At 48.0% G+C, this 25,303-nt stretch carries 23 protein-coding genes; all 23 read right to left on the bottom strand.

The annotated features are described in order from the left end of the window. Window positions 1-76: 76 nt before the first annotated feature. Window positions 77-1,312, bottom strand: coding sequence for an argininosuccinate synthase (locus A3844_RS16020; protein WP_074107903.1), 1,236 nt, complete (start codon window positions 1,310-1,312; stop codon window positions 77-79). 374 nt (window positions 1,313-1,686) lie between these two features. Continuing rightward, window positions 1,687-2,655: an ornithine carbamoyltransferase gene (gene argF / locus A3844_RS16025; RefSeq protein ID WP_074107904.1), complete on the bottom strand. Its 969-nt coding sequence runs from the start codon at window positions 2,653-2,655 to the stop codon at window positions 1,687-1,689. Window positions 2,656-2,777: 122 nt separating this feature from the next. Next, on the bottom strand, window positions 2,778-4,040 hold the full coding sequence (locus tag A3844_RS16030) for an aspartate aminotransferase family protein (RefSeq protein WP_074087275.1): 1,263 nt from the start codon (window positions 4,038-4,040) through the stop codon (window positions 2,778-2,780). Between the two features lie 57 nt (window positions 4,041-4,097). Next, the gene (argB, locus tag A3844_RS16035) at window positions 4,098-4,916 is read right to left on the bottom strand and encodes an acetylglutamate kinase (protein WP_074107905.1); all 819 of its coding nucleotides are present in this window, start codon (window positions 4,914-4,916) and stop codon (window positions 4,098-4,100) included. Between the two features lie 40 nt (window positions 4,917-4,956). Further along, window positions 4,957-6,189 (bottom strand): bifunctional glutamate N-acetyltransferase/amino-acid acetyltransferase ArgJ, encoded by a 1,233-nt coding sequence (argJ, locus tag A3844_RS16040; protein WP_074107906.1) that lies wholly within the window; start codon window positions 6,187-6,189, stop codon window positions 4,957-4,959. A 21-nt stretch (window positions 6,190-6,210) separates the two neighbouring features. Further along, a complete protein-coding gene (gene argC / locus A3844_RS16045) occupies window positions 6,211-7,266 on the bottom strand; it encodes an N-acetyl-gamma-glutamyl-phosphate reductase (RefSeq protein WP_074107907.1) in 1,056 nt (351 codons plus the stop codon). 167 nt (window positions 7,267-7,433) lie between these two features. Beyond that, window positions 7,434-8,327, bottom strand: coding sequence for a YitT family protein (locus A3844_RS16050; RefSeq protein WP_074087279.1), 894 nt, complete (start codon window positions 8,325-8,327; stop codon window positions 7,434-7,436). Between the two features lie 106 nt (window positions 8,328-8,433). Continuing rightward, a protein-coding gene (prfB, locus tag A3844_RS16055; protein ID WP_143191777.1) for a peptide chain release factor 2 occupies window positions 8,434-9,547 on the bottom strand; the annotation gives its coding sequence in 2 pieces (ribosomal slippage) (window positions 8,434-9,474 and window positions 9,476-9,547; 1,113 coding nt in all). Between the two features lie 18 nt (window positions 9,548-9,565). Then, window positions 9,566-9,796, bottom strand: a complete 231-nt coding sequence (locus A3844_RS16060; RefSeq protein WP_074107908.1) for a hypothetical protein — start codon at window positions 9,794-9,796, stop codon at window positions 9,566-9,568. A gap of 282 nt (window positions 9,797-10,078) precedes the next feature. Continuing rightward, window positions 10,079-12,586 (bottom strand): preprotein translocase subunit SecA, encoded by a 2,508-nt coding sequence (gene secA / locus A3844_RS16065; protein WP_074087282.1) that lies wholly within the window; start codon window positions 12,584-12,586, stop codon window positions 10,079-10,081. 316 nt (window positions 12,587-12,902) lie between these two features. Further along, complete coding sequence (gene hpf / locus A3844_RS16070; RefSeq protein WP_074087283.1) at window positions 12,903-13,454, bottom strand: ribosome hibernation-promoting factor, HPF/YfiA family; 552 nt, start codon at window positions 13,452-13,454, stop codon at window positions 12,903-12,905. A gap of 197 nt (window positions 13,455-13,651) precedes the next feature. Beyond that, entirely contained in the window at window positions 13,652-15,079 is a 1,428-nt protein-coding gene (locus A3844_RS16075) for an S-layer homology domain-containing protein (RefSeq protein ID WP_074107909.1), read from the bottom strand. A 342-nt stretch (window positions 15,080-15,421) separates the two neighbouring features. Continuing rightward, complete coding sequence (locus A3844_RS16080) at window positions 15,422-15,619, bottom strand: cold shock domain-containing protein (RefSeq protein WP_019915069.1); 198 nt, start codon at window positions 15,617-15,619, stop codon at window positions 15,422-15,424. Between the two features lie 228 nt (window positions 15,620-15,847). Further along, entirely contained in the window at window positions 15,848-16,183 is a 336-nt protein-coding gene (locus A3844_RS16085) for a flagellar protein FliT (protein WP_074107910.1), read from the bottom strand. Further along, complete coding sequence (gene fliS / locus A3844_RS16090; protein ID WP_074107911.1) at window positions 16,176-16,568, bottom strand: flagellar export chaperone FliS; 393 nt, start codon at window positions 16,566-16,568, stop codon at window positions 16,176-16,178. The genes A3844_RS16085 and fliS overlap by 8 nt, the downstream gene beginning before the upstream one ends. Before the next feature lie 32 nt (window positions 16,569-16,600). Beyond that, a complete protein-coding gene (fliD, locus tag A3844_RS16095; protein ID WP_074107912.1) occupies window positions 16,601-18,493 on the bottom strand; it encodes a flagellar filament capping protein FliD in 1,893 nt (630 codons plus the stop codon). An 18-nt stretch (window positions 18,494-18,511) separates the two neighbouring features. Next, window positions 18,512-18,904 (bottom strand): flagellar protein FlaG, encoded by a 393-nt coding sequence (locus A3844_RS16100; protein ID WP_074107913.1) that lies wholly within the window; start codon window positions 18,902-18,904, stop codon window positions 18,512-18,514. Window positions 18,905-19,110: 206 nt separating this feature from the next. Beyond that, the gene (locus tag A3844_RS16105; RefSeq protein ID WP_074107914.1) at window positions 19,111-20,163 is read right to left on the bottom strand and encodes a nucleotidyltransferase family protein; all 1,053 of its coding nucleotides are present in this window, start codon (window positions 20,161-20,163) and stop codon (window positions 19,111-19,113) included. A 26-nt stretch (window positions 20,164-20,189) separates the two neighbouring features. After that, window positions 20,190-21,266 (bottom strand): N-acetylneuraminate synthase, encoded by a 1,077-nt coding sequence (gene neuB / locus A3844_RS16110; protein WP_074107915.1) that lies wholly within the window; start codon window positions 21,264-21,266, stop codon window positions 20,190-20,192. Then, complete coding sequence (gene neuC / locus A3844_RS16115; RefSeq protein WP_074107916.1) at window positions 21,263-22,435, bottom strand: UDP-N-acetylglucosamine 2-epimerase; 1,173 nt, start codon at window positions 22,433-22,435, stop codon at window positions 21,263-21,265. The genes neuB and neuC overlap by 4 nt, the downstream gene beginning before the upstream one ends. Beyond that, window positions 22,428-23,597 (bottom strand): LegC family aminotransferase, encoded by a 1,170-nt coding sequence (locus A3844_RS16120; RefSeq protein WP_074107917.1) that lies wholly within the window; start codon window positions 23,595-23,597, stop codon window positions 22,428-22,430. Before A3844_RS16120 ends, neuC begins: the two co-directional genes overlap by 8 nt. Beyond that, window positions 23,594-24,595, bottom strand: a complete 1,002-nt coding sequence (locus A3844_RS16125) for an NAD-dependent 4,6-dehydratase LegB (protein ID WP_074107918.1) — start codon at window positions 24,593-24,595, stop codon at window positions 23,594-23,596. Before A3844_RS16125 ends, A3844_RS16120 begins: the two co-directional genes overlap by 4 nt. 52 nt (window positions 24,596-24,647) lie before the next feature. Further along, on the bottom strand, window positions 24,648-25,286 hold the full coding sequence (locus tag A3844_RS16130) for an acetyltransferase (RefSeq protein WP_074107919.1): 639 nt from the start codon (window positions 25,284-25,286) through the stop codon (window positions 24,648-24,650). Between the last annotated feature and the right edge of the window lie 17 nt (window positions 25,287-25,303).

Raw genomic sequence — 25,303 nt, forward strand, 5'->3', positions numbered from 1 at the left:
CCGCTCCTGTCCTGACGGGAGGAACGGCCTTCTGCTGTCTGCTTATGTTTGCCCTATCTATATGCCTAACGCTTATCTATTGATTCGATTCCGCCACGCCCGCAGAAACCTTCAGACGCAGGGCATTCAGGCGGATAAAGCCTGTTGCATCCCCCTGATCGTAAGCCTGAGTTGGATCAGCTTCCATGGTGGCGATATCCGGATTGTACAGGCTGACCGGAGACTTCACACCGGCTCCGATGATATTGCCTTTGTACAGCTTGACGCGCACGGTGCCTGTAACGTTCTTCTGGCTTTCCTTCACCAGCGCCTGCAGTGCAAGGCGTTCAGGTGCGAACCAGAACCCGTTGTACACGAGTGTGCTGTATTTAGTAATCAGGCTGTCGCGCAGGTTCATCACTTCACGGTCCATCGTGATGGACTCCATTTTGCGGTGGGCTGTGAACAGGATCGTTCCACCCGGAGTTTCGTACACACCCCGGCTCTTCATGCCGACAAAACGGTTCTCCACCATGTCGACGCGTCCAATTCCATGCTTGCCGCCCAGCTCGTTCAGCTTCTCCATGACTTGCAGCGGAGTTAGCGGCTCGCCATTCAGTGCGATACAGTCGCCCTTGAGAAAGTCCAGCTCCAGGTATTCCGCTTGATCCGGAGCATCCTCCGGTGCGTTACTGAGAAGGAACATGCCTTTGTTCTCCGGTGCACTTGGATCGAACCAGGGATTTTCGAGCACGCCACTCTCATAGCTGATGTGCAGAAGGTTGCGGTCCATGGAATAAGGCTTGGCCGCCGAGGCCTGAACCGGAATTCCATTGGCTTCCGCATAAGCGATCATTTCTGCACGGCCCGGGAACTGGTTGCGGAATTCTTCAAGCCGCCAAGGCGCAATCACCTTGATGCTTGGCGACAAAGCCGCCGCATTCAGCTCGAAGCGCACCTGGTCATTCCCTTTGCCGGTTGCACCATGGGCAATAGCCGTCGCGCCTTCAGCAATGGCAATGTCCACCATACGCTTCGCAATCAGCGGACGGGCGATGCTGGTACCGAGCAAATACTGGCCTTCGTACAAAGCGCCCGATTGGAACATCGGGTAGATGAAGTCATTAGCGAACTCGTCGCGCAGGTCATCGATATAGACCTTCGATGCGCCGGTAGCGAGGGCTTTTTCCTCCAGGCCTTCCAGCTCTTCCTTCTGTCCGATATCTGCTGTAAATGCAATAATCTCAGCGTCATACGTTTCTTTCAGCCATTTCAGGATGACCGAGGTATCCAGCCCGCCGGAATAGGCGAGCACAATTTTTTCTTTAGCCATGGGGGTACAACTTCCTTTCGTGTGGGGGGGGTATAGGACTGAACTTAGCCTGGCGTATGGAGCTTCCGGTGCCTGGACGCAACTGCGTGAAATGTTTGGACTTTCGGCCGCTGTTATAATCGGATTTCTGTGATTTTAAGCCCGCAGGCTGCGGGGGAAATCCGATTATAAAGGCGGACGCATTCGCTCCTACAGTTCCAAACTTTCACTCCGCTGCTTCGCACCAGATTCTAACGCTCAATATTAAGTTCAACCTATATAATGTTTTATATCGTATAAGATCAAGCAAGAGCCTTGCCTGACTTGCATAATCAACTTTCATTTATCCATATCGCTGCTAACTCTGAGCTTTATTTAGCCCGGTAAATCGCTACTTAGCCCATCAAAGCAGCCATCAGCGCTTTCTGCGCATGCAGACGGTTTTCCGCCTGGTCGAAGATAACCGAGTTCGGGCCGTCGATTACGCCTGTGCTAACCTCTTCCTCACGGTGGGCCGGCAGGCAGTGCAGGAACAGATAGTCGCTTTTCGCGCCTTTGACCAGTTCTTCGTTGACCTGATAGTCCTTAAAGGCGGCCTCACGCGCGAGCTGCTCGGCTTCGAAGCCCATACTTGCCCATACGTCCGTGTAGATGACATCCGCGTCCTGTACGGCTTCCTGCGGGCTGCGGGTAACCACAATCACTGAGCCGGTTTCCTTGGCAATCTCGCGTGCCTCTGCCACCACAGCCGCATCGGGCTCATAGCCCTCGGGTCCGGCAATGGAGACATGCACACCCAGCTTGGCACCGCCGATCAGCAGGGAATGCGCCATATTGTTACCATCGCCGATATAAGCCAGCTTCAAGCCCTTCAGCTTGCCCTTGTGCTCATAGACGGTCTGGTAATCGGCCAGCACCTGGCAGGGATGCGCCATATCGCTTAGTCCGTTGATGACAGGAACCGAAGCATATCGGGCCAGATCCTCCACTTTATCATGGCCGAAGGTACGGATCATAATGCCGTCCAGATAACGCGACATCACCTGTGCCGTATCGCCCACGGTTTCTCCGCGTCCGAGCTGGATATCATTTTTACTCAAGAACAACGCATGACCTCCAAGCTGGAACATGCCCACTTCGAACGATACGCGTGTGCGGGTCGAGGATTTTTCAAAAATAAGCCCAATCGTCTTCCCCTTTAGCGGCTGGTAGACCTCACCGCTCTTCTGCTTGCGCTTGAGCTCGATCGCCAAATCAATCAAATACGTAATTTCCTCCGGGCTGTAGTCGTTCAGCTCCAGCAAATCACGGCCTTTGAGCTGCTGCGCGAGTTTTCCGGTATCGCTGTGTACTTCCTGGCTCATGAACCTGCCTCCCATTTTCCATTGTTATAGAACGTGAACTTAAGAATGTAATATACGGAGTTGCCAGAAAGCCTTAAGTATAAGGCTTCACGGCAACTCCCTGCTTCATTCTTAAGTTCATCTTATTTAGCATAAGTATGAATGAGTTCCGAAAGGATGTCCACCGCCTGGTGGATCTCCTCGGTGCTTACATACAGGTTAGGCAGCAGCCGGATGACATTCGGTCCGGCCTGTACGAACAGCAGCCCGCGTTGCTGTCCGGCCAGCACGATATCCGCTACAGGTGCCGCACATTCAATGCCGATGAGCAGGCCTTTGCCGCGGATTTCCTGCACAAAAGGTGTATCTGCCAGCTTCTCTCTAAGCAGCCCTTTCAGATATTCGCCCATTTCGGCAGCTCGCTGCGCCAGATTGTCTTCAAGCATCGTTTCGATCGTCGCTTCCATCACTGCTGCCGCAAGTGGCGTTCCGCCGAAGGTGGACGCATGGCTGCCTGGGCTGAAAGCTTCACGCAAATAACCTTTGCCAAGCATCACACCTGCGGGGAAGCCGCTGGCGACTCCTTTGGCCAGAGTGAATATATCCGGCTCAATGCCGTAGTGCTGATGCGCAAACAGCTTGCCTGTGCGGCCCATACCGGTCTGCACCTCGTCCACGATCAGCAGCAATCCGTGCTCCTTGCACAGTTCTACCACCGCATCCAGGAATTCCTGCTGCACCTCCAGCACGCCGCCCTCAGCCAAAATCATCTCCAGCATAATGGCTGCTGTATTCTCGGAAATAGCCGCCTTCAGCGCCGGAAGATCATGCAGAGGCACGGTCTTGAAGCCTGCCGGGAGCGGCAGGAAGCCTTCTTTTACCTTCTGCTGTCCGGTAGCCGTCAGCGTAGCCAAGGTACGTCCATGGAAGGATTGCTCGAAGGTAATCACCTCATAGCGGCCCGTTCCCTTCACCTTCTGGTGATAACGGCGCGCCAGCTTGATCGCTGCTTCGTTCGCTTCGGCCCCGCTGTTGCAAAAGAACACCTGATCCGCACAGCTGTTAGCCGTCAGCAATGCCGCCACCCGGTCCTGCCCCGGAATGTGGAACAGGTTCGAGACATGCCACAAGGTATCAATCTGTGCCTTCAGCTTAGCCCCAACCTTTTCCGGTGCATGTCCCAGACTCGTTACAGCCAGGCCGCACATGAAATCGAGATACTTGTTGCCCTGATCATCCCATACCCAGCTGCCTTTGCCCTTGACCAGACTAATGTCGTATCTGGCGTAGGACGGGAATACCGCACTCAGCTTGGCAGGAGCAGCCTCCTGAACCTCCTTTTCCACTGAACGGTCCTGCGGCGCCCCTGTCAAAGAATCTTTTTCCGCTTGCGTAAGCTCACTCATTCTTAGTCACTCTCCCACCATGCTGCTTCCGGTATTCCCGTCAGCGCTTGTTATTAGTTATGAACGAATAATCCGTGTTCCCAGCTCTTCACCCTGCAGCACCCGGCTGAGCACCCGTGGCTCTTTGCCGTCAACAATCACTACTTCGGACACACTGCCCTGAATACAATCGATCGCCGCGCGTACTTTGGGAATCATCCCGCCATAAATTTCGCCGCTTTCGATCAAGTCTTCAATCTGTCCCACCGTCACAGACGGGAGTACCGTTTTGCGGCCATCCAGTGTACGCATTATGCCCGGAACATCCGTAACGACGATCATTTGGGGCGACCCGATAAAAGAAGCCACCGCCCCCGCCGCCGTATCCGCATTAATGTTGTATCGCTGGCCTCCGGCATCCACACCAATCGGCGCGATTACAGGGATATAGCCCATCGCCAGAACACCCTGCACAATCTCTGCGTTGACCTCTGTCACTTCACCAACCAGCCCCACTTCATCACTGTTCGCGACCAGCCGGGCGGTGATCAACCGTCCATCCACACCGGATAAGCCTAGCGCTTGCCCCCCGCTGCCCTGAATCCTTCGGACAATTGCCTTGTTAATGCTTCCGGACAGCGTCATCTCCACCACATCCAGCACTTCCTCGGTCGTCACCCGCAGGCCGTTCACGAAGCGGCTCTCAATGCCAAGCTTCTCCAGATTGCCGGATATCGCCGGCCCACCTCCGTGCACGATGACGGGCTGGGCACCGCTCTCCTGCAGCTCCCGCAAATCATCAAAAAACGAATCCGGAAGCGCCGCCAGCGTACTGCCGCCACATTTCATCACGAACAGTCCGCCAGCTTTATGATCCTCAGTAGGTTCTATAGTCATTTTTCGTTATCCTCCCCGTAAGTGGAGTGCCAGCCATGAATCAGGTACGGTATGCGGCATTGATGCGCACATAGTCATACGTCAGGTCGCAGCCCCAGGCGGTAGCCTTGCCGTCTCCGTCAGACAAAGCTACGGTAATCAGCACGGTATCGCTTTTTTGCAAATAATGCAGAGCTTTCTCTTCATCAAAAGCCACTGGCCGCGACTGCTTGAGCACCGGAATTCCGCCAAGTGATATATCCACCCGTTCCGGCGATACCGGCACCCCTGCGCGTCCTACTGCGGCAATTACTCTCCCCCAATTGGCATCCGCGCCAAAAATTGCAGATTTCACAAGACTGGAGCCGACCACCGTTTTGGCAATTGCAGCCGCAGCCTCATCGTGTACCGCACCACTGATCTGCACCTCAATCAGCTTCGTCGCCCCTTCACCATCACGGGCAATGGCCATGGCCAGACTCTGGCAGACATGCGTAAATGCCGCGGCAAAAGCATCCCAGTCCGCATGCAGACGTGTCAGCTTTTCATTCCCCGCAAGTCCGCTCGCCATCGTAATCAGCATATCATTAGTGCTTGTATCTCCATCTACCGTAATCATATTAAAAGTCGTATTCGTCGCAGTACGCAACAGACTGAGCAAATCATCGCCGTCAATTACAGCATCCGTGGTCATGAAACCCAGCATGGTTGCCATATTGGGATGAATCATCCCCGAACCTTTGGCAGCTCCGGCAATCGTTACTTCTATATCCCCGACCTTTACTTTCACACAGCATTCTTTTTTGACCAGATCTGTGGTGAGGATCGCCTGGCAGAACTCCTCTGCTCCGGCAGCTCCTCCATCCAGCTTCTCAGGCAGTCCGGCAATCCCGTTTCGCACACAGTCCATCTTCAGCAATTCGCCGATCACACCGGTAGAAGCAACCGCAACATCCTTTTCATTCACACCTAAGCGGCGGGCTGCGGCAGCACGCATTTCATAGGCATCGGCTTCGCCTTGATCACCTGTACAGGCATTCGCATTCCCGCTGTTCACGATAACTGCCTGAAGTGTACCATTCACCAGACTCTCCCGCGTTACCTGAAGCGGTGCAGCCTGAAAAACATTCGTTGTATATACAGCAGCCGCTGTCGCCGGAACCTCGCAGAGGATGGCTGCCAGGTCATTGCGCTCTGTTTTTTTGAGGCCGCAGTGCAGCCCGCCAGCCTTGAATCCCTTAGGTGTCGTAACACTTCCGCCTTCCAAGACGGTAAAACCTTGCTTCTCACTCATTGTATAGTTGACCGCTGAACCTTAAGGATACACTGGTGTGTAGCCCAGGCCGCGGGTTTCCTCCCATCCCATCATCAAATTCAGGTTCTGAATCGCTTGCCCTGCTGCGCCTTTAACAATATTGTCAATGACGGATACAATGGTCACCCGACCTGTACGGGCATCTGTGGCAAAACCGATATCACAATAATTAGAACCGCTGACCTCTTTGGTTGCTGGCAGCACACCAGCGTCACGAACCCGCACAAACGGCCGTCCTGCATAATATTTACGATATAAGTTCACAAAATCCTGCTCGTTGTACCCACCGTTCATCCCGGCGTACATCGTACTCATAATCCCGCGGGTCATCGGCACGAGATGTGTAGTGAATGTCACCGTCACTTTCTCTCCGGATATCTCCGTCAGGGTCTGTTCAATCTCCGGAATATGCTGATGCTTGTTCACCTTATAAGCTTTGAAATTCTCATTGATTTCGGAGTAATGGACCATCAGACTCGTTCCCCGGCCTGCCCCGGACACACCCGATTTCGCATCAATAATAATGCTGTCATGCTTGATCCAGCCCGCCTGCAGCGCCGGAATTAAGCCCAGCAGCGAAGCGGTAGAATAACAGCCTGGATTGGAAATGAAGTCTGCCCCGGCCGTACGTTCGCCGAACACTTCGCATAATCCGTATACAGCCTGCTGCAAATAGGAATCAGACGGAGCCGGATGCTTATACCATTGCTCATACTCTGCGCCGTCCTTCAGCCGGAAGTCACCGGACAGATCGACGACCTTCAGACCTGCCTCCAGGAGCTGCGGCACCAGCTTGGCACTGACACCCGACGGTGTTGCTGTAAATACCACATCCGCTCTGCCGGCAATCTCTGCTGCGTCCACTCCATCCAGATTGCGCTGCACAATGCCTGTTAAATGAGGAAACCCTTCCTCAATAGGCGCACCTGCGCTTGAAGAGGAAATCACTGAAGTAATCTCTATATCAGGATGGTTCTGCAGCAGCCTAATCAGCTCCACGCCCCCATAACCCGTTGATCCAACAATTGCCGCTCTCAGCTTGCCTGTCACTGTCATCCCCGCTTCCTGCCTGTTATGAATATCATGAATACCGTCCTTCGAAATATGTATTATTATACGACCGAATTAATATAAATACAACATGTAACGTCAAGTTTATTAAGCAAAAAAGATATTAGCGTGAAGCACATTATACTTGTATTTCCAAAAAAAGAGTGCAGCCCCTAAGGAGACTGCACTTCTCTTTTAAACCCTTCGCCCAGCACTTCATGTGCCTCGGTAATAATGACGAACGCCCCCGGATCAACGGAACGCACAATTGCCTTCAGCCGGGTAATCTCATTTTGGCCCACAACGACCATAAGCACTGTGCGGTTATCGCCAGTATAGCCGCCTTGCGCATTCAGCTTGGTCAGACCACGGTCCAGATCGTTCAGGATCGCCTGAGAGATCTCTTCCGTCTTATCGGCAATGATGTAGGCCACCTTGGTCGAGCTGAAGCCAACCTCCAGCGCGTTGATGACCCGGCCCGTCACAAACAAGCCAATCAGCGCATACATTGCCTGTTCCATTCCCAGTACAAAAGCAGCCAGCGTAATCACCGTACCATCCAGCAGCACCACAGACAGCGAGAAGCTGAATCCCGTAATCTTCTGAATGATTTGCGCTAAAATGGTCAAGCCTCCCGTGGAGCCGCGTCCACGGAATACCAGCCCCAGACCCAACCCCACCCCAATCCCGCCATAAATAGAAGCCAGCAGCGGATTCGTGGTCGGCACAGGCCCGTCTTTCGTCAAAAAAATAAACAGCGGCAGCACAAAGCTGCCGAGCAACGACCGAATTCCATATTGCTTGCCCAGGAATATCACCCCAAGAATAAACAGCGGAATGTTCAGCGCCCACTGGGTGAAGGCAGGTTCGGCTTTAAACCAGGCTTCCGCGAGTACGGATAACCCCGATACCCCTCCGGAAGCGATTTGGTTCGGCAGAAAAAACAGATTAAAAGCAAGCCCCGTAATCAGTGAGCCCACCAGAATCAGCACAATATCCACCGTATGGCGCAATGGCCCGTTCAGCGGAATCAGCGGGGGTTTATTGCGTGAATTGATTTTTTGCATGCAGAGTTATTCTCCTTAACGTTTATACTTGAAGCTATTATACACCCTAAACTTCTCAAAAAAATTCCTACACCTCCGAAGACGCGTAGGAATTATCATTATCCCCTTATTCTGCTTCTGTCTTAATCTGGCTGCGCAAATATCCGTCGATAAAAGCGTCCAGATCGCCGTCCATCACCGCTCCAACATTACCGGTTTCCACGGAAGTACGGTGATCCTTTACCATACTATAGGGATGGAATACATAGGAGCGGATCTGGCTTCCCCATGCAATATCCGATTGCTCGCCGCGAATCTCATCGAGATGTTGCTGCTGCTCCTGCAGCTTGCGCTCATACAGCTTGGAACGCAGCATTTTCATCGCTTGTTCACGGTTCTTGATCTGTGAGCGTTCATTCTGGCACGTTACCACTACGCCGGTTGGCAAGTGAGTAATACGCACTGCAGAATCCGTTGTATTAATATGCTGACCGCCTGCGCCACTGGCCCGGTACGTATCGATCTTAAGATCCTCGGTACGGATATCAACCTCTACATCATCTGCAATCTCGGGTACCACATCACAGGATACAAACGAGGTATGGCGTCTGCCTGAGGCATCGAACGGGGAAATGCGCACCAGCCGGTGTACTCCCTTTTCGGCCTTCAGATAGCCATAGACATTGTAGCCTTTGATCAAAAGCGTAACACTCTTAATCCCCGCTTCGTCGCCCGGCAAATAATCCAGGACCTCTACCTTGAAGCCGCGTTTCTCCGCCCAGCGGGTATACATGCGTAACAGCATCTGCCCCCAATCCTGGGACTCCGTTCCGCCAGCACCGGGATGCAGCTCCAATATGGCATTGAGCTTGTCATACGGCTGGTTGAGCAGCAGCTGAAGCTCGAATTCATCGACCTTGCCAGCCACACTGCGAATCGTTCCAGCAACCTCTGCCGCCAAATCCTCATCGCCCTCTTCATCCGCCAGCTCCGCCATCATCGCCGCATCATCATATTCCTGCTGCAGCTTCTCATATTGATCTACGGATGATTTCACCGCGTTCATCTCAGCGATGACGCCTTGTGCCTTCTCTGGATCATCCCAGAATCCGGGCGCTGCCATCTTTTCTTCGAAGTTGGATATCATCTCCTGCTTCAGATCTAAGTCAAAGAGACCCCCTAAGGTCTGTAAGTTTCTTGCCTATTTCACGCAGGTCCTGCTTAACATTAGGATCAATCATGTGTGATCACTTCACCTTTCAATATAAAATCATTGCGCCGGGGCGGCTGGATTGAGCCTGGGGCATATAGTTGATAACCCTCGCTGCCGGAAGCTCATCTTCTTTAACACTCGTTTCCGGTGATGGACGTAACTGCGGGGAATGTTTGGACTTCCGGCCGCTGTTGTTCACAGATTTCCTGATTGGAGACTGCCGCCCGCGGTTGAAATCTGTGAACAAAGGCGGACGCATTCGCTCCTCCAGTTCCAAACTTCCCCTCCGTTACTCCCACCTGAATCCAGGTTTCAAGAATTACGCCTTCCGCTTCGCTCAGGAATCAACATAGCTCCCAAGCTCAAAAAAGCGGCCGGGCCGCAAACGGGGAGTCCCCCGGGCCCAGCCGCTTTTTATTGTCATTATAACCCTTGAACTGTGGAGCAAGACATAAAGTACATAAAGTACAGTTCTGTAAACAGCTTTTGCAGATTAATTTCTGCTCACTGGTTTACTAAGAATGCAAGGCCGAAACCGAAATGCATTAGCCCACTGTACTTACGCGTTCTGTCCATGGCAGTTCTTGTATTTCTTGCCGCTGCCGCAAGGGCATGGATCGTTGCGGCCGATAGCGGCCTCAACATGCACAGGCTGCTTCTCAGCAGGCTCGCCATTAGTGGAGATCTTATTCTCCTCCACTACGGATTGCCGTTCCTGATTGGTCTCAATATGCGCCTTCATAATGTAGGTCGCAACTTCCTCCTGAATGGTAGCGGTCATGGCATTGAACATTTCAAAGCCTTCAAATTGATATTCGCGGAGCGGGTCAGTACCACCATACGCGCGCAAGTGAATCCCTTGACGAAGCTGATCCATCGCATCAATATGATCCATCCATTTACTGTCAACCGAACGCAAGACGATAACCTTTTCGAATTCACGCACCAGCTCAGAGCCAAGGCGTTCTTCACGGGCTGCGTACTTCTCCAGTACACGGCCAAAGATGAATTCGATGATCTCTTCAACTTCTTTGCCCCACATATCGTCCCGTGTCAGCTCGCCTTCTTCCAAAAGCTTGCTGTTCACATAATCAGCAACCTCCTGCAGCTCCCAGTTCTCGGGAATATCGTCACTGCAGTGGGCATGAACAATACGGTCAATAACCGGCTTGATCATTTCAATTACGACGTCTTTGATATTGTCAGACTCCAGAATCTCGCGGCGCTGCTTGTAGATAATCTCACGCTGCTGATTCATGACGTCATCATATTGAAGTACGACTTTACGAATATCGAAGTTGTTGCCTTCGACACGTTTTTGGGCGGATTCTACAGCACGCGTGATCATACGGCTCTCGATCGGCTGATCCTCTTCAAACCCAAGACGGTCCATCATGTTCAGCACGTTGTCTGCACCAAAACGCTTCATCAGTTCGTCACCGAGCGACAAGTAGAACTGAGTGGAACCCGGGTCGCCTTGACGTCCCGCGCGGCCGCGCAGCTGATTGTCGATCCGGCGTGATTCATGGCGTTCTGTACCAATGATATGCAGACCTCCGAGATCTGTCACTCCTTCACCGAGTACGATATCCGTCCCGCGTCCTGCCATATTCGTAGCAATAGTTACGGTTCCCGGCTGACCTGCATGGGAGATGATCTCTGCTTCCGCCGCATGATGCTTGGCATTGAGCACCTGGTGTCTTACACCTTTGCGTTTCAGCATTTCCGATACACGTTCGGAGTTCTCAATAGAAACCGTACCTACCAGCACGGGTTGATTCTTTTTGTGGCGCTCCACAATTTCTGCTACCACTGCGTTAAACTTACCGTTTTCGCTTTTGTATACAACGTCCGGCATATCCGCACGCTGGTTCGGTTTATTGGTTGGCACCTGCAGAACTTCCAGACCATAGATCTTCTTGAACTCTTCTTCTTCGGTCTTCGCAGTCCCCGTCATACCACCCAGCTTACGGTACATCCGGAAGTAGTTCTGGAAGGTAATAGTAGCCAGGGTCATACTCTCATTCTGCACCTGAATTTCTTCTTTGGCTTCGATAGCCTGGTGCAACCCGTCACTATAACGGCGTCCCGCCATCAAACGGCCGGTGAATTCATCGACAATAACAACCTCGTCCTCATTCACTACATAATCAACATCGCGGCGCATAATTACGTTCGCCTTGAGCGCTTGAACAATGTGATGATTCAGAGTTACATTGGCATGGTCATACAGATTTTCCACCCCAAAAGCGCGCTCTGCCGTAGCCACACCTTTTTCAGTCAAAGCCACGGATTTCACCTTGATATCAACAGTATAATCCTCTTCCGCAGTCAGTCTCTTTACGAAACGGTCTGCTGCATAATACAGCTCCGTCGATTTCTCGGCCTGTCCGGAGATAATAAGAGGAGTCCGCGCTTCATCAATCAGGATGGAGTCAACTTCATCAATAATACAGAAATAGAGCGGACGCTGAACCATTTGCTCCTTATAGAGCACCATGTTATCGCGCAGGTAGTCAAAACCAAACTCGTTGTTTGTGCCATACGTAATATCGCAGGCATAAGCTTCTTGCTTATCAGCATGGTCCATGCCGTTCAGGTTTACCCCAACCGTCATACCCAGGAAGTTATAAATTTGTCCCATCTGCGCACTGTCGCGCTGAGCCAGATAGTCATTGACCGTTACAACATGTACACCTTTGCCGAGCAAAGCGTTCAGGTAGACCGGCAGTGTACCTACCAGCGTCTTGCCTTCACCCGTCTTCATCTCGGAGATCCGGCCTTCATGCAGCGCCATACCTCCAACTAATTGAACGTCAAAATGCCGCATGCCCAGCGTCCGTTTGGAAGCTTCGCGTACGGTTGCAAATGCCTCAGGAAGAATTTCCTCCAAGGTTTCGCCCTTCTCAATCCGGGCACGGAATTCATCGGTCTTGGCTTTCAGTTCTTCATCCGAAAGTGATACGAAATCGGGCTCCAACCCATTAATTACATCGACCGTCTTCATGAGACGTTTGACATCACGTTCATTGGTGTCGCCGAATATTTTTTTTACAAGTCCTAGCATGGTTAACCCCTTTCATGCAACACAGATGGTGGAACCGAGCCCATCCTCACTAATATTGAAAGGGCCATATATGATTTCGATTCCGCTGCTTCATAAATTGTAACAGTTTGTAAGAGAAGCCGCAATACAAGCAGCCGCAACCTTATTTTTCAAGTGATCTCATTACTGCCAAAGTGCCGCTATTTTGTCATAAACACATGTATATACGCACAAGAGCCCTATTCGCTTATGGCGAATAGGGGCTCGGTTAATTTTCTTTTGTCAGACTGAAGTAAATCTCTGCTCCAAGTCGGGTTACGGCTTCATGCATCCAAACCTAGTCTTGTTCGATCAGGCCATACTTGCCGTCATTGCGTTTGTAAACAACGCTAACTTCAGAAGTATCAATATTGGAGAACACGAAGAAATTATGTCCAACCATGTTCATTTGCAGGATCGCTTCTTCTACATCCATAGGCTTCAAAGTGAAGCGCTTGTTCCGCACGACTTCCAAATCATCGTAATCCTGTTCCTCAACAGCAATGCTGCTTGGTGCTCCTTCCACAAAGAGCGTTTTCAGGCTTCCTTCCTGACGGAACTTACGATTGAGCTTGGTTTTGTGTTTGCGAATCTGGCGTTCCAGCTTGTCCACCACGGCATCGATGGATGCGTACATATCATCGCTGCGGTCTTCCGCACGAAGCGTTACACCTGCTAGCGGGATCGTGACTTCCACCGTATGAAGGCCGCGAACAACGCCAAGCGTCACATATCCTTCTGAGGTAGGGGGTGCATCGAAGTACTTCTCAAGTCTGCTGAGCTTCTTATCAACATAATCTCTCAAAGCGTCGGTCACTTCAATTTGTTGACCTCGAATGCTGAATTGCATGGGCACTCCTCCTTTGTTTACATAGCCATTATACCAAATTGTCAGGCCTAAGTAAAAAACAAATCATGACAGTGTTTACATCCAGCTAACAAAAGATGTCACAGCCCCCCCATATACATAAATAGGTCCGGCCAGAGCAACTCAAGCTGCCTGGGCCGGACCTAGTGTTATCGGTTAATATTGCAATTATCCAGCTCTTACTTGGTTTGAATACGCAGAATTTCTACAGGTGACCAGACACTGCCGGAACCTGTAATAAAGTATACCTTGTAGCTGGTTTTGGCAGTTAGCCCAGTCAAGCTCAGTGTCTGTCTTACCGCCGGTGAAGGCGCCGGAGTGATCCAACCTGTCCAAGGTGCGGCAAGTTGGGCCCCTGAGCTATTTTGTCCGGCAGCAATCTGCGCCGCAGTCGGGTTGGCGGCATTAGCCGGCAGTACAACATATCTTACTGGAGCCGAAACACCACCTGTCTGCCCATATTTCACATAGACATCTGCTGTCACTGTTCCCATATGTCCCGGTTCAACCAGCGTGATCGATGTTGGAGTACTTGTATTCGTCTTCAAAAGAAGCTTCGATACCGTTGACATGTTCCCGGCAGTATCTGTAACGATGATGTATGTTGCATATTCTGTATTAGGCTGCAACCCGTACACCGAAAAAGAAACAGTTGACCCTGCCGATGTGGCCTTGGTTCCATAGTTCACTCCTTGGGTTCCAGCACTTGTCTTTCCCAGTTTTACCTGCGAGGCACTAGGATTCGGCATGCTGCTGCTGTAAGGAGCCACCACATAATAGATTGCTCCGGTTACGGATGGAGTAAGGTACACATCTGCTGTCACCGAACCCACATGTCCATAAGTTACACCACTTACTGATGGTGTAGTGATAACACCCCCGCCGCCACCGCCACTACCGCCACCAGGTACAGGGGTTGCTGTAGGAGCAGGAGTTGCGCCAGGCGAAGGCTTCGCCGATGGAGTTGGTGTAGGGGTAGGGGTTAATCCAGGAGTAGAAGGTTTAAATACAACCGAATTGCTGATAATCCCCACAGCCTCTGCCCGGGTCAGCGATCTCTTAGGACCAAAGGTTCCATCCGGGTACCCGTTGATGATCTTTTTACCTGCTGCGGCTGCCACTGCCCCTTTTGCCCAAGCAGCAATTTGAGCATTGTCTTTAAAGGTTGTAGAAGCTGCGGCGGTATTCAAGCTAAGCAATTTGGCAGCAATGACGGCTGCCTCTTGTCTGGTCAACGGATTAGCGGGACGGAATGTTTTATTCTCATAACCGCCGATATAACCGGCTTGCACGGCTTTCGCCACCTCGGAGTATACCCAGTTAGTCTTTTTCACGTCGGTGAAGCTGATCGTTCCCGTATCCTTGAACCCGAACAGACGATTAATCAGTGCTACATATTCGCCGCGCGTTATCGCCTTGTTAGGCTTCACCGTACCATCCGGGTAACCGCCTAGATACCCTTTATTCAGCCAATCCTGCAATTGCGTCTGCGCCCAGTGTCCTTGAATATCCTTGGGGGCAGGGGCAGCAGAGACACTGCCTAGAGATCCGAGTAACATACTTGCACCCAGTATCCCTGTCATTAATCCACGCCACGTCTTTTTCATTCTGCTTTTCATCCTCCTGAGTGTTTGATGGGCATAGGCTTACTGCATCGCTCCTGAACAAAGGTCTCGCTCAAAAAGCCACACGCCTAAGCATAAAGAATGTACGTCGAGGCAAGATAGAAAGCCCAACGTCTTCTATTACCCAAATACTGGAGAATGTTAACATTTTCCGTTAAATTAATTTTACACTTTGTCTAATTCCAACTTAATTTCACCACATCTGGAACGATTTTTTGTAAAAAAGCATTAAAAAAGACCCTGGGGAAAATCCCCAGGGTCTACGCTAGCGTTGTCTCAATTGCTAACCATCTACCATATATGTAGGTCGGCTGCGCCGGATGATTATAATTTGATGACGTTAGCTGCTTGTGGTCCGCGTGCACCTTCAACGATGTCGAACTCTACGGATTGGCCTTCATCCAAAGTCTTGAAACCGTCAGTTTGAATCGCGGAGAAGTGTACGAATACGTCGCCACCATCGGCAGTTTCGATAAAACCATAACCTTTTTCTGCGTTAAACCATTTAACTTTACCTTCCATTGACTAAACATTCCCTTCGTCATCAGATGAACGTGAGTCTTGCTCACAACTCGACTATACCACCGCTGCTTCTCCATTGTCAATTGGAATAGTAAATGTTTTCTTTCAATATTTTACCATTCAATAATTAACCAAATTCAAGCAAAAAAATGTGATATCAAGATCAAAAAAAGGAGCAGACGGTATATAATACCCGGCTGCTCCTGAGATGAAACATTTGGAAAAACATTATTTTCGGCGGTCCATTAACAGACTATCCGGTGAATAGACTGCCTCGTATGCACTGCGCTGGACTTTGGCTTGACTACGCTTCTGCAACCAATCCCTAGCTTCCATGCGCAGCTCATTCATCCGGTCAAGCAACGCGTTATCGTTTTCCAGGATTCGATTAATTTCACGCTTTTGTGCAGGTGTTGATGGATTACAAGCGACTTTTTCTGCAATAGCATCGACAAGTTTCTGCCGTTCCTCTACGAAATCCTCAAGCTCCTCATAAGTCGCTTCCTGGAGCCGACTCATCATCCCGTGCGTGAGCTGATCCAGACTGAGGATAAGTTCATCCATTAGCAATCTCTGTCTGGCCCGCCGCAAGCTTGGACGCCTGCAGCCAGGTTTCACGGAGGTCGGTCAAGTAGCCAATGGCCTCTTCTGCTTTTTCTGGATTTTTGTGGATATTAGCTTCCACCAGCAAGAAATTTGTATATTCATATAGAGAAAAGAGGTCCTTAGATATTTCAATAGAGTAGTCCAATGTACTCATCAGCTCGCTTACGATAGTCTGAGCTTTGCCTAAATTGAGGTTTGTTTTTTCATAATCCTGATTTTTGAGGCCCTCCATGCCTGTCCGGATAAAACGAATCGCTCCGTCGTAGAGCATGATTACCAGCTGCGCTGGAGTAGAAGTCTGGACGGAAGACTGGCGGTATTTTTCATAAGGAGATTTAAGCAATTATGTCACCCTCTATTTTATAATAGTTCTGACTAGGCAAACAGCTTCGACGTCTGAGACTGTAACTTATTCATGGCTGTTTCCATAGCTGTGAATTGCTTATAGTAACGAGTTTCGGCTGCATTTAAGTTTTGCTGCATCGTGTAGATTTTATTATTATATTCTGTAAGTTTTTTACCCATAACGCTTTCTGTTTTAAAGCTGCTGCTGAGGTCCATAGAGTATTTATTTGTACCTGCACGTTCAGCAATTTTGTCTAGCGCATTCCCTACTTTATCCGCTAATTTATCAAAGAGTCCCTCTTTCTGAGCGTTGGCGGGACCTTGTAATGTATCCATCGCGAGTTGAGGATTAGCAATAATTGCATTTTTGAGCTTTGCCTGATCAACCACCAGTTTACCGTTTTCCAGATAACCCCCTGTAGTGATTCCGAGAGTACTGAGTGGCCCTAATTTCTCCGTAATAATACCACGCATCTCTGACAAGACGGAGTTAATAATATCATTATTCTTGAAAAGACCACTTTTCGCCTTCTCCGTCCAAGTCTTAATGTCATCATCTTTCATTGCGCTCTTTTGATCATCCGTTAACGGTTTGAAGTCACGATACTGGATTTCATCATCTTTCGCATTCAACGTTTTGATCAGACTGTTGTAGTCTTCTACAAAGGCATTGATTGTCTCTATAGTTTTATCAGGGTCGGTTTGTGTTTTAATAAGGGTCGGAACATCGGTCCCGCTTTTGTCTGTCCTATCCAACAGTGTAAGTTGGACGCCATTGATGTTAATAGTATTGCTATTGGTATCTTTCAGCAAAACATCATTCACCGTGACAACAGCATTCTGCCCATCGGTTGTAGTATAATCACCAGCAGTCGCTTCAGCACGTTTCGCTCCATTAAATAGTTTCAGGAGATTGTAGGAGTCTCCTCCCAACTTCACTTCGCCAGATACTGCCGATAGCTTTAATTTCCCCCCGGTAAATTGTGCTTGAACCCCTGTTGTACCCGTCTCATCATTTATTTTGGTGACCATTTCATCTATAGTTAGCTTTGCGTCAAAAGAGAACGACTTATTATTCAGACTAAACTTATATGTCGATTTCTCCGCATCTTCTAGCTTTGTCCCATCAAGAGCGTTTTGGAGAAACGCCAAAGATTTGGTTCCATCCGTAATTCCTGGGCCATTTGTTTCAACCTGGGTTACAGTTCTTTGGGTAAAGAGAGCCAGCAAAGTACTTCCACTGCCCACAGTTACATCTTTAGTAGAGTCGTAGGTAGTTGCACGAAGGGGATCTCCGCTGGTTTTAGAAGCAATGGTTAATTTCCCCGTGATCTCGTCATAGCTTGCAGTTGCATTCGCCTTGGCATTTGAGTTGATAGTTGACACCATAGTGGATATAGAGGTAAGGCCATTAAACAGTGATTTACCGTCCGAGTCCTTAAATTCCACCCCGTTGATGGTAATGTCAAACCCCTTTTTAAGATATTCGGTTCTACTATCTTCGGATAGAAGGGATAGATCCACCCCTTCAAGCTTAGCGAGTGAAGTAGAACTAGGTACTCCTTGACCTAATCCAGTATTCATCTTTAATGTAGTACTAGCAGCCAACTTAGTGACACTCACCTTCATATCAATCCCAGAAGCAGAAGCCAGAGCCTCGGCTTTAACCGCATCTGTATTTCCCGATACAACCGCCTTATTAGCGTTTAGAGCAGAGCTACCACCATATTTGGCCGTTGAAATTAATTTGTTTGACCTGAAATCAAAAAGCTTACTATTTATTTCACGATATCCGTCACGCGTCCAATTCAAGATCTGCTTGCTCTGATTGAGACTGTCCAGTGGAACGCGTTTGGCAGCCATCATACTCTTAACCATACTATCAATGTCCATACCTGAGAACCCATTTACGCGTGTAACCAAAACAGCACCTCCCTGGCACTAAATTTTTTCGTCTACAAGTATACCTGCAATCTCCATCATTTTTGCTACCAGATCCAGTGTCTTTTCCGGAGGAACCTCACGGATCAGCTCACCTGTATCTTTATTGAGCACCTTAACCATAATATCGTGTGTTTTTTCATGGATGCTAATTTCCAAAGTGGTCTGGGGTCCCTGCAGGGATTGAACAGCCCGTTCAATAGTTCGTATTAACTGTTCCTCAGCAACGGATACATTCACACCCTGCTTTTCTTTCAAGCTCATTTCTCTGGTATTGCGAATAGCCGCCACTTCACTTACAGGTGCCACTGGTCCAGAATTGGAAGATGCAACTTCCGGCTTGTTTTGAGCACTTTTTGTAGAACTTGCTGTAAGTGAGAACTGTACATTCATAACCCCCGACCTCCACCAACACTCATTTTATACCTTATATATCGGTTAGTTTCAGGGATAATTTAGGATTCGGGGCAAAGTCAAGAGAAAAAAGCTCCAAGTTAAGAAATTAACCAGAGCCTTCAGACAAACACTATAGAATTATTGGGATTTCCAGTACTAATTGACTTTCTATAACAATAGAAAAATCAAGTAACCCCCTATTGTCAATCATAAAAAACGCCTTTATAGTCGCCGTTGGCCTTGTCATAATCGGCTGCCTGTCCAATATCAAGCCAGTATTCTCTTAACGGAAAGGCAGATACCTCTTTATTCACCGCAATTAACTTCTTAAACAAATCAGGCATATCATAGAATTCATCCTCGGGGACATATTGCAAAACCTCAGGATCCAGAACATAAATACCCGCATTTACAAAGCTTTTGTGCTTCGGCTTCTCAACAATAGAGACCAAACGGTGTTGCTCCGTTTCTATCACGCCATAAGGGATCTGGTATTCATATTCTCTTACACATAAAGTAGCCATTGATTTCGTCTGCTGATGGAAATCCAGCAGTTGCTCATAGTTAATCTTTGTCAGCAGATCGGAGTTCATTACAAAGAACGGTAGCTTCGGCTGCTGGGACAGTAAAGAAAGCGCTCCTGCTGTTCCTAATCGTTTGCCTTCCTCAATATACTGTATCCGAACCCCAAACTGTGAACCATCCTGGAAATAGTTCTCAATGACTTCCTTTTTATAATTAACTGAGAGCATAAAGTTCGTAAAACCGAAACTCTTAAAGCTCTCGATAATTGTCTCTAGTATAGGCTTGCCACCAACCTTCAGCATCGGCTTCGGAATGTCGTCCGTAAGTGGACGCAGACGCGTTCCCATGCCACCAGCCATCAGAACTACAATATTGTCTTTTTGCAGAAAGTTAAGGATATTCTCCGCAAATAAAATATTCACTATTTGCTTTCTATCATTAACGATTGGGAGCTGCTTCAGTTGTTTCTCTCTGATCGATTCCTTATAGAAAGAAGTCCGCTTCCCTTGTCTCTCATAAACGGGTTGGTTATTCATTACATGCTCAATAGATGTTTCAAGTGGGAATCCGCGCAAAATCCCCCGCCGAATATCTCCATCCGTCACCGTTCCGAGCAAACGGTGTTCAATGTCAACTACCACTGCGAATTGTAAAGATGACCTATCAATAATTTCCATTGTCTTTAATATAGTTGTCTCTGGAGTAATCAATATTTCTCTCCATTTTTCCATCTGCAACACTCCTTGGAATAGTTGTGTTATTGTTCAAGTAACTCGCCTTCCTCAAAGTCCTGCACAGCCGTTGTCTCCAACAGACTCCAGTATTCAAATGGAGAAATTCCCCCACCCGGGCGTTTAACTGCAATATTATTCACTGATAATGTCTCACCTTGCTCAATTTTCTTATGGGCAACAATGCTCTTGCGGGCAATATCAATATTTTTCATTTCGGATTCAGCAGGAATTTTGATGCCTGTGCCTCTTGCAGCCTCCACTTGCCGGATGCTTTGAATGAGCAACTGCAACTCCTGCGGAGAAAGGGAGGCTCTATGATCAGGTCCTTCCGCTTGTTTATCATGTGTGAAATGCTTCTCGATGACAGATGCACCCAGCGCTACCGCGGCAATCGTAACAGCTATACCTTCTGTATGATCCGAGTAACCGGTTGGAAGTCCAAATGCCTTATGCATTGTCTCAATAGCCAGCAAATTAACATCCTCAACTGGAGCTGGATATTCTGTAGTACAGTGAAGCAGTCTAACCTTAGACTGCAACTGCCGCTGTCCCTCTGAAGATAAATATGCCGATCGGAAAGCACTGGCAGAGGGAGCCTCATTTTTTGAAAGAAGACCAAAAGCAATTACACCAAGCGCCGCCTCTACTTCACTTAATGTCGCCATACCAGTGGACAAGATGATATCAGGCTGTTTACGAGCAATATGGTAGAGCAATGGAGCATTTGTTATTTCTCCAGAAGATATTTTAATAGTTGTTAGATTCAACTCATCAATTAAAAAATCCACACTCTCTATATCAAACGGAGTGGATAGAAACTCAATGCCACGCTCGTCACAATAGGCTTTCAACTCCCTAAATTGATTGAACGAAAGTTCCAGCTTCTTCACCATCTCAAATTGTGACTCTTCCTCTCCAGTCGTTTGCCTCTGATATTCCGCTTTTGGTGCGCATGTACTAATTATAAGCTCAGTTTTAAACGTCTGAAACTTTACAGCGTCAGCCTTGCTGTTCACCGCAATATCTATTAACCGCTTGGCCATCTGCAAATCCCCATTATGATTGACACCTGCTTCAGCAATCACATACGTCGCATTCATTCTTCTACCTCCGGAAGTGTAAAAAATGATTTTTGTAATATATTTCGTAGATCTACCGTTTTAAGAATGTTTGCAATCTCAAGAGATGTCTTTGTCCCATCATACTGCAGCACAGTACCCGTTACACTCTGTTGAAATGACGAAGAGGTTGCCTGACGGATGGAATTGATGATATCTTCTTTTTTGGGGACACAATCAATAATGGAGTCCGCTCTGAGCCGTCCCTTCTGCCTATCTCCTATATTAACGGTTGGTTTCGAGAAAACTGGAGCTTCAATAATCCCGCTTGAAGAGTTGCCAATCACTGCCGAGCAATACTTCATTGTGCTCAGGTATCTTAACTGTCCAAGTGAGAAAACAGCCCTAACACGTTCGGGATGCGTTGCAGCATATTCATCTATTTTTTGATTAATAATTCTTCCTTCTGTATCAGCGTTAGCTTTGGTGAAAACTATCATATAATCTCGAAAATGATCCAATGCAGACAGCAGCTCTTCAACTTGCTTCTCTGCTGTTCGCACTTCAAGAGTAACTGGATGGAAAGTGACTAGAAGAAGCTTATCTATTGGGAACTGATAGAAAGCTGCAAGCTCAGCTTCTGTCATTAATGTCATTCTGCGAATCCCTTCAACCCCAAGGCTTCCTACTTGAAATACACGATCCGGCTGTTCTCCAAGCTGAATAACTCGACGAGCATACTCATCCGTGGAAGTAAGGTGAACATGGCTCATCTTCGTGATAGCATGGCGAATAGAATCATCAATGGCTCCTTCTGTTAACTCGCCACCAGAAATATGCGCAACAGGAATCCGCATAACGAGTGCTGTCTGAGCAGCACTCAATATTTCGAAGCGATCCCCAAGCAGAACCAGTATATCCGGCTGTAGGCGTTGAAATGCATCTGCAAGTCCCAACACCGCAACTCCCATGGATTTGGCAACCGAAGAGGGAGTATCCGCTGATAAGAGCATCTCAATCTTCTCATTTATTACGAAACCATCTTTCTCGATTAGCTGGTAGGTTAATCCGAACTCGGGAGACAGATGCATTCCTGTTGCAATAATCTGCAATTCCAATTCAGAGTCCGCATTAATCTCTTGCATCAAGTAATACAACAAACCATATTCTGCTCGGGTACCGGTTACTACACATACTTTTCGTTTAGACATTAGAATCCCCTTTCAATGGAGTAGAAGGGATATTAATAATTCTTCTTTTCAATTGATGTGTAACTGACAAATCAGCCTTAGGGCAATCTGCATATGGTACTAATTCATCTAGCGGGGTCCAAATTGGTCGTGCCATTATACCTTCAGCATGTAGTTGCTCCAGTACCTTGTCCCGATCGTAGAGTTGCTCATCCAACAGTAAAGTCTGCAACCAATAATTACTTGAATTATGCGGTTGCTCTAAGAACAAATCCACCCCTTCAACCTTTTGGAATAAACTACGATACTTCTCTGTCAGAGCGCGTTTAGAAGATAAGAATTCGGGAAGCTTCTCTATCTGGGCACAGCCAAGTGCAGCATTAATATTAGGCATTCTATAGTTAAAAGCTACTTCATCATGCTGATATTCCCAACGGTGCGGCATCTTCGCTGTAGTAGTAATATGCTTGGCGTAATCCGCGAGCTGCACATCATCCGTTACAATTGCTCCGCCACCGCCTGTTGTTATGATCTTATTGCCGTTAAAACTCAGCGCACCGACTAGGCCGAATCCGCCAGTATGCTTACCTTTGTAGTAGGAGCCTAGTGACTCAGCAGCATCTTCAACCATAACTAGGTTATACTGCTGACAAACGTCAAGTAACGCATCCAACTCGACCGGGTGTCCAAACGTATGCATGGGCAGGAGCGCACGAATGACTCTTCCTGTCTGCTTATTTACCAGGCACCCGTCTTTCCGCTCTCCAATTTCTCTGATATGCTCAGCAAGCTTCTGCGGATCAATACCTAAGGTATCTTTAGAAACATCTACGAAGTGTGGAACAGCCTGTAAATAAGAAAGAGCATTAGCTGTAGCAACAAAGGTTAGTGCAGGCATAATTACTTCATCGTTAGCCTGCACCCCTGCGATTTTCAGTGAAATATGCAGTGCTGCTGTACCGTTAACGACAGCTACAGCACGGCGCACTCCTACATAATCTGCAAGTTTCTGTTCAAATTGATCGACATATTTACCAACAGAAGACACCCAACCACTCTGAATACAATCCGTTGCATATTCCAGCTCTAACGTATCAAATGTCGGTTCATGTAATGGAATTATCGATTGTCCGCGATAGATTTCTTTCACGGTTTGGGAAATATCTTGCCATATTGTACTCATATGTTATACACCGATTCCTTGTATTGAGATAGATTTTCCTTATCCCCAAACCAATCGGCTGTTGCTTTCAATCCTCGTTTTAATCCGTCAATACCACCATAGGAAGGTTCCCAGCCCAACAACTGTTTAGCCTTTTGATTGTCTGCCCAGAGCCTTTCAACTTCACTTTTTTCTGGTCGTATACGCATCTCTTCTGTTTCAATCTCTACCTTTTTCCCCATCACTTCTGCAATCAAAGCAACGGTATCCCCAATTGAAATTTCATAATTACTGCCTATGTTAATCACTTCACCAATTGCCTTGTGACTGTTTAAAATAGAAATGAAACCTTTGACAGTATCTTCAACATAATTAAAATCTCTCGTTGGGCGTATGGCTCCCAGTTTAATTCTCTCTTTACCTACTGCCAGTTGTGAAATAATGGTCGGAATAACTGCACGCGCAGACTGGCGTGGACCATAGGTATTAAATGGACGAATAATAGCCACCGGTGTATCGAATGAACGGTAGAATGAGAGTGCCATCTGATCAGCGCCAATCTTGGAGGCCGAATATGGCGATTGTCCCTGCAGTGGATGAAGCTCATCTATAGGTACATATTGTGCCGTTCCATATACTTCACTTGTAGACGTATGGACTACTTTAGAAACACCCAATTCACGGGCCGCTTGCAACACATTCAAGGTTCCCTTTATATTTGTATCAATATACGTTTCCGGAGAATGATAAGAGTAGGGAATGGCGATTAGTGAGGCCAGATGAAGCACCCTGTCGCAGTCTTTCATGGCTGTCTTTACCCCGTATGGATCGCGAATATCTCCAGCGAATACCTCAAACTCTCCTCTATAGGGTGAATGATCCAACCATCCCCAAGAGTTAAAGGAGTTGTAGTAAACGAAAGCCTTCACTTCGTATCCCTGTTCAACCAGCTTTTCTGTTAGATGTGACCCGATAAATCCATCCGCACCTGTAACTAGTATTTTTCCATTTTTCGTCATTTTCTGCACCCCAGCGATTATAAGACTTCTGTAATGACTCGAAATTCATTGTTTATCCTATTTCCCGACATGGATTACCATAAGCAACCACCTGGTTTTTTATATTGGTCACCACTACACTGCCTATTCCAATAGTTGTATCAGAACCTATCATGAGCTGCTGCCTGATCACAGTATTTGCTCCAATATGTGTGTTTTCTCCGATTTGTACTCCTCCACTTAGTACTACTCCAGAAGCAATATGAGCAAAGTTTCCAATAACACAATCATGTTCAATGATTGCCCCAGAATTAATAATTGTCCCAGTATCTATGACAGAACCTGCATTTATTATTGCATGTTTTCCGATGAAAACTCCTGCCCCAATCTGCGCATCACAACTTACGATGGCTGAAGGATCGATGATAACTGGAATCTGAAAACCTACATCTTCTATATGATGAAAAAGCCTGATTCTATGAGCCGGACTGCCAATACTCCCGAGTGTTACAAAGGCACAAGTATACCCCTCAGCGAACAATCTCTCGAGATCATTATCACAACCAATAACAGAGATCCCCATAATGTTCTTCCCTACATTTTTTTGTACGTCGATGATTCCGATATCCGAGTACATGTTTAGTCTAAGAAGGCTGTCCAGAACAGATTTACAATGCCCTCCACCACCAACCAACAGTATTTTTTTATTCATCCTTCTCCAACTTCCAG

The sequence above is a fragment of the Paenibacillus helianthi genome, from assembly GCF_001909055.1.
In the GTDB taxonomy this organism is placed as follows: Bacteria; Bacillota; Bacilli; order Paenibacillales; family Paenibacillaceae; genus Paenibacillus_AQ; species Paenibacillus_AQ helianthi.

Excerpts from the sequence above, each read along its gene's own strand:
- argC (WP_074107907.1), bottom strand. The coding sequence starts at position 7,266 with ATGACAGTGACAGGCAAGCTGAGAGCGGCAATTGTTGGATCAACGGGT.
- A3844_RS16105 (WP_074107914.1), bottom strand. The coding sequence starts at position 20,163 with ATGGAAAAATGGAGAGAAATATTGATTACTCCAGAGACAACTATATTA.
- A3844_RS16120 (WP_074107917.1), bottom strand. The coding sequence starts at position 23,597 with ATGAGTACAATATGGCAAGATATTTCCCAAACCGTGAAAGAAATCTAT.
- secA (WP_074087282.1), bottom strand. The coding sequence starts at position 12,586 with ATGCTAGGACTTGTAAAAAAAATATTCGGCGACACCAATGAACGTGAT.
- A3844_RS16020 (WP_074107903.1), bottom strand. The coding sequence starts at position 1,312 with ATGGCTAAAGAAAAAATTGTGCTCGCCTATTCCGGCGGGCTGGATACC.
- argJ (WP_074107906.1), bottom strand. The coding sequence starts at position 6,189 with ATGAGTGAGAAGCAAGGTTTTACCGTCTTGGAAGGCGGAAGTGTTACG.
- hpf (WP_074087283.1), bottom strand. The coding sequence starts at position 13,454 with ATGCAATTCAGCATTCGAGGTCAACAAATTGAAGTGACCGACGCTTTG.
- A3844_RS16030 (WP_074087275.1), bottom strand. The coding sequence starts at position 4,040 with ATGAGTGAGCTTACGCAAGCGGAAAAAGATTCTTTGACAGGGGCGCCG.
- A3844_RS16075 (WP_074107909.1), bottom strand. The coding sequence starts at position 15,079 with ATGAAAAAGACGTGGCGTGGATTAATGACAGGGATACTGGGTGCAAGT.
- A3844_RS16100 (WP_074107913.1), bottom strand. The coding sequence starts at position 18,904 with ATGAATGTACAGTTCTCACTTACAGCAAGTTCTACAAAAAGTGCTCAA.
- A3844_RS16085 (WP_074107910.1), bottom strand. The coding sequence starts at position 16,183 with ATGGATGAACTTATCCTCAGTCTGGATCAGCTCACGCACGGGATGATG.
- A3844_RS16125 (WP_074107918.1), bottom strand. The coding sequence starts at position 24,595 with ATGACGAAAAATGGAAAAATACTAGTTACAGGTGCGGATGGATTTATC.
- A3844_RS16050 (WP_074087279.1), bottom strand. The coding sequence starts at position 8,327 with ATGCAAAAAATCAATTCACGCAATAAACCCCCGCTGATTCCGCTGAAC.
- A3844_RS16130 (WP_074107919.1), bottom strand. The coding sequence starts at position 25,286 with ATGAATAAAAAAATACTGTTGGTTGGTGGTGGAGGGCATTGTAAATCT.
- neuB (WP_074107915.1), bottom strand. The coding sequence starts at position 21,266 with ATGAATGCGACGTATGTGATTGCTGAAGCAGGTGTCAATCATAATGGG.
- argB (WP_074107905.1), bottom strand. The coding sequence starts at position 4,916 with ATGACTATAGAACCTACTGAGGATCATAAAGCTGGCGGACTGTTCGTG.
- neuC (WP_074107916.1), bottom strand. The coding sequence starts at position 22,435 with ATGTCTAAACGAAAAGTATGTGTAGTAACCGGTACCCGAGCAGAATAT.
- argF (WP_074107904.1), bottom strand. The coding sequence starts at position 2,655 with ATGAGCCAGGAAGTACACAGCGATACCGGAAAACTCGCGCAGCAGCTC.
- A3844_RS16080 (WP_019915069.1), bottom strand. The coding sequence starts at position 15,619 with ATGGAAGGTAAAGTTAAATGGTTTAACGCAGAAAAAGGTTATGGTTTT.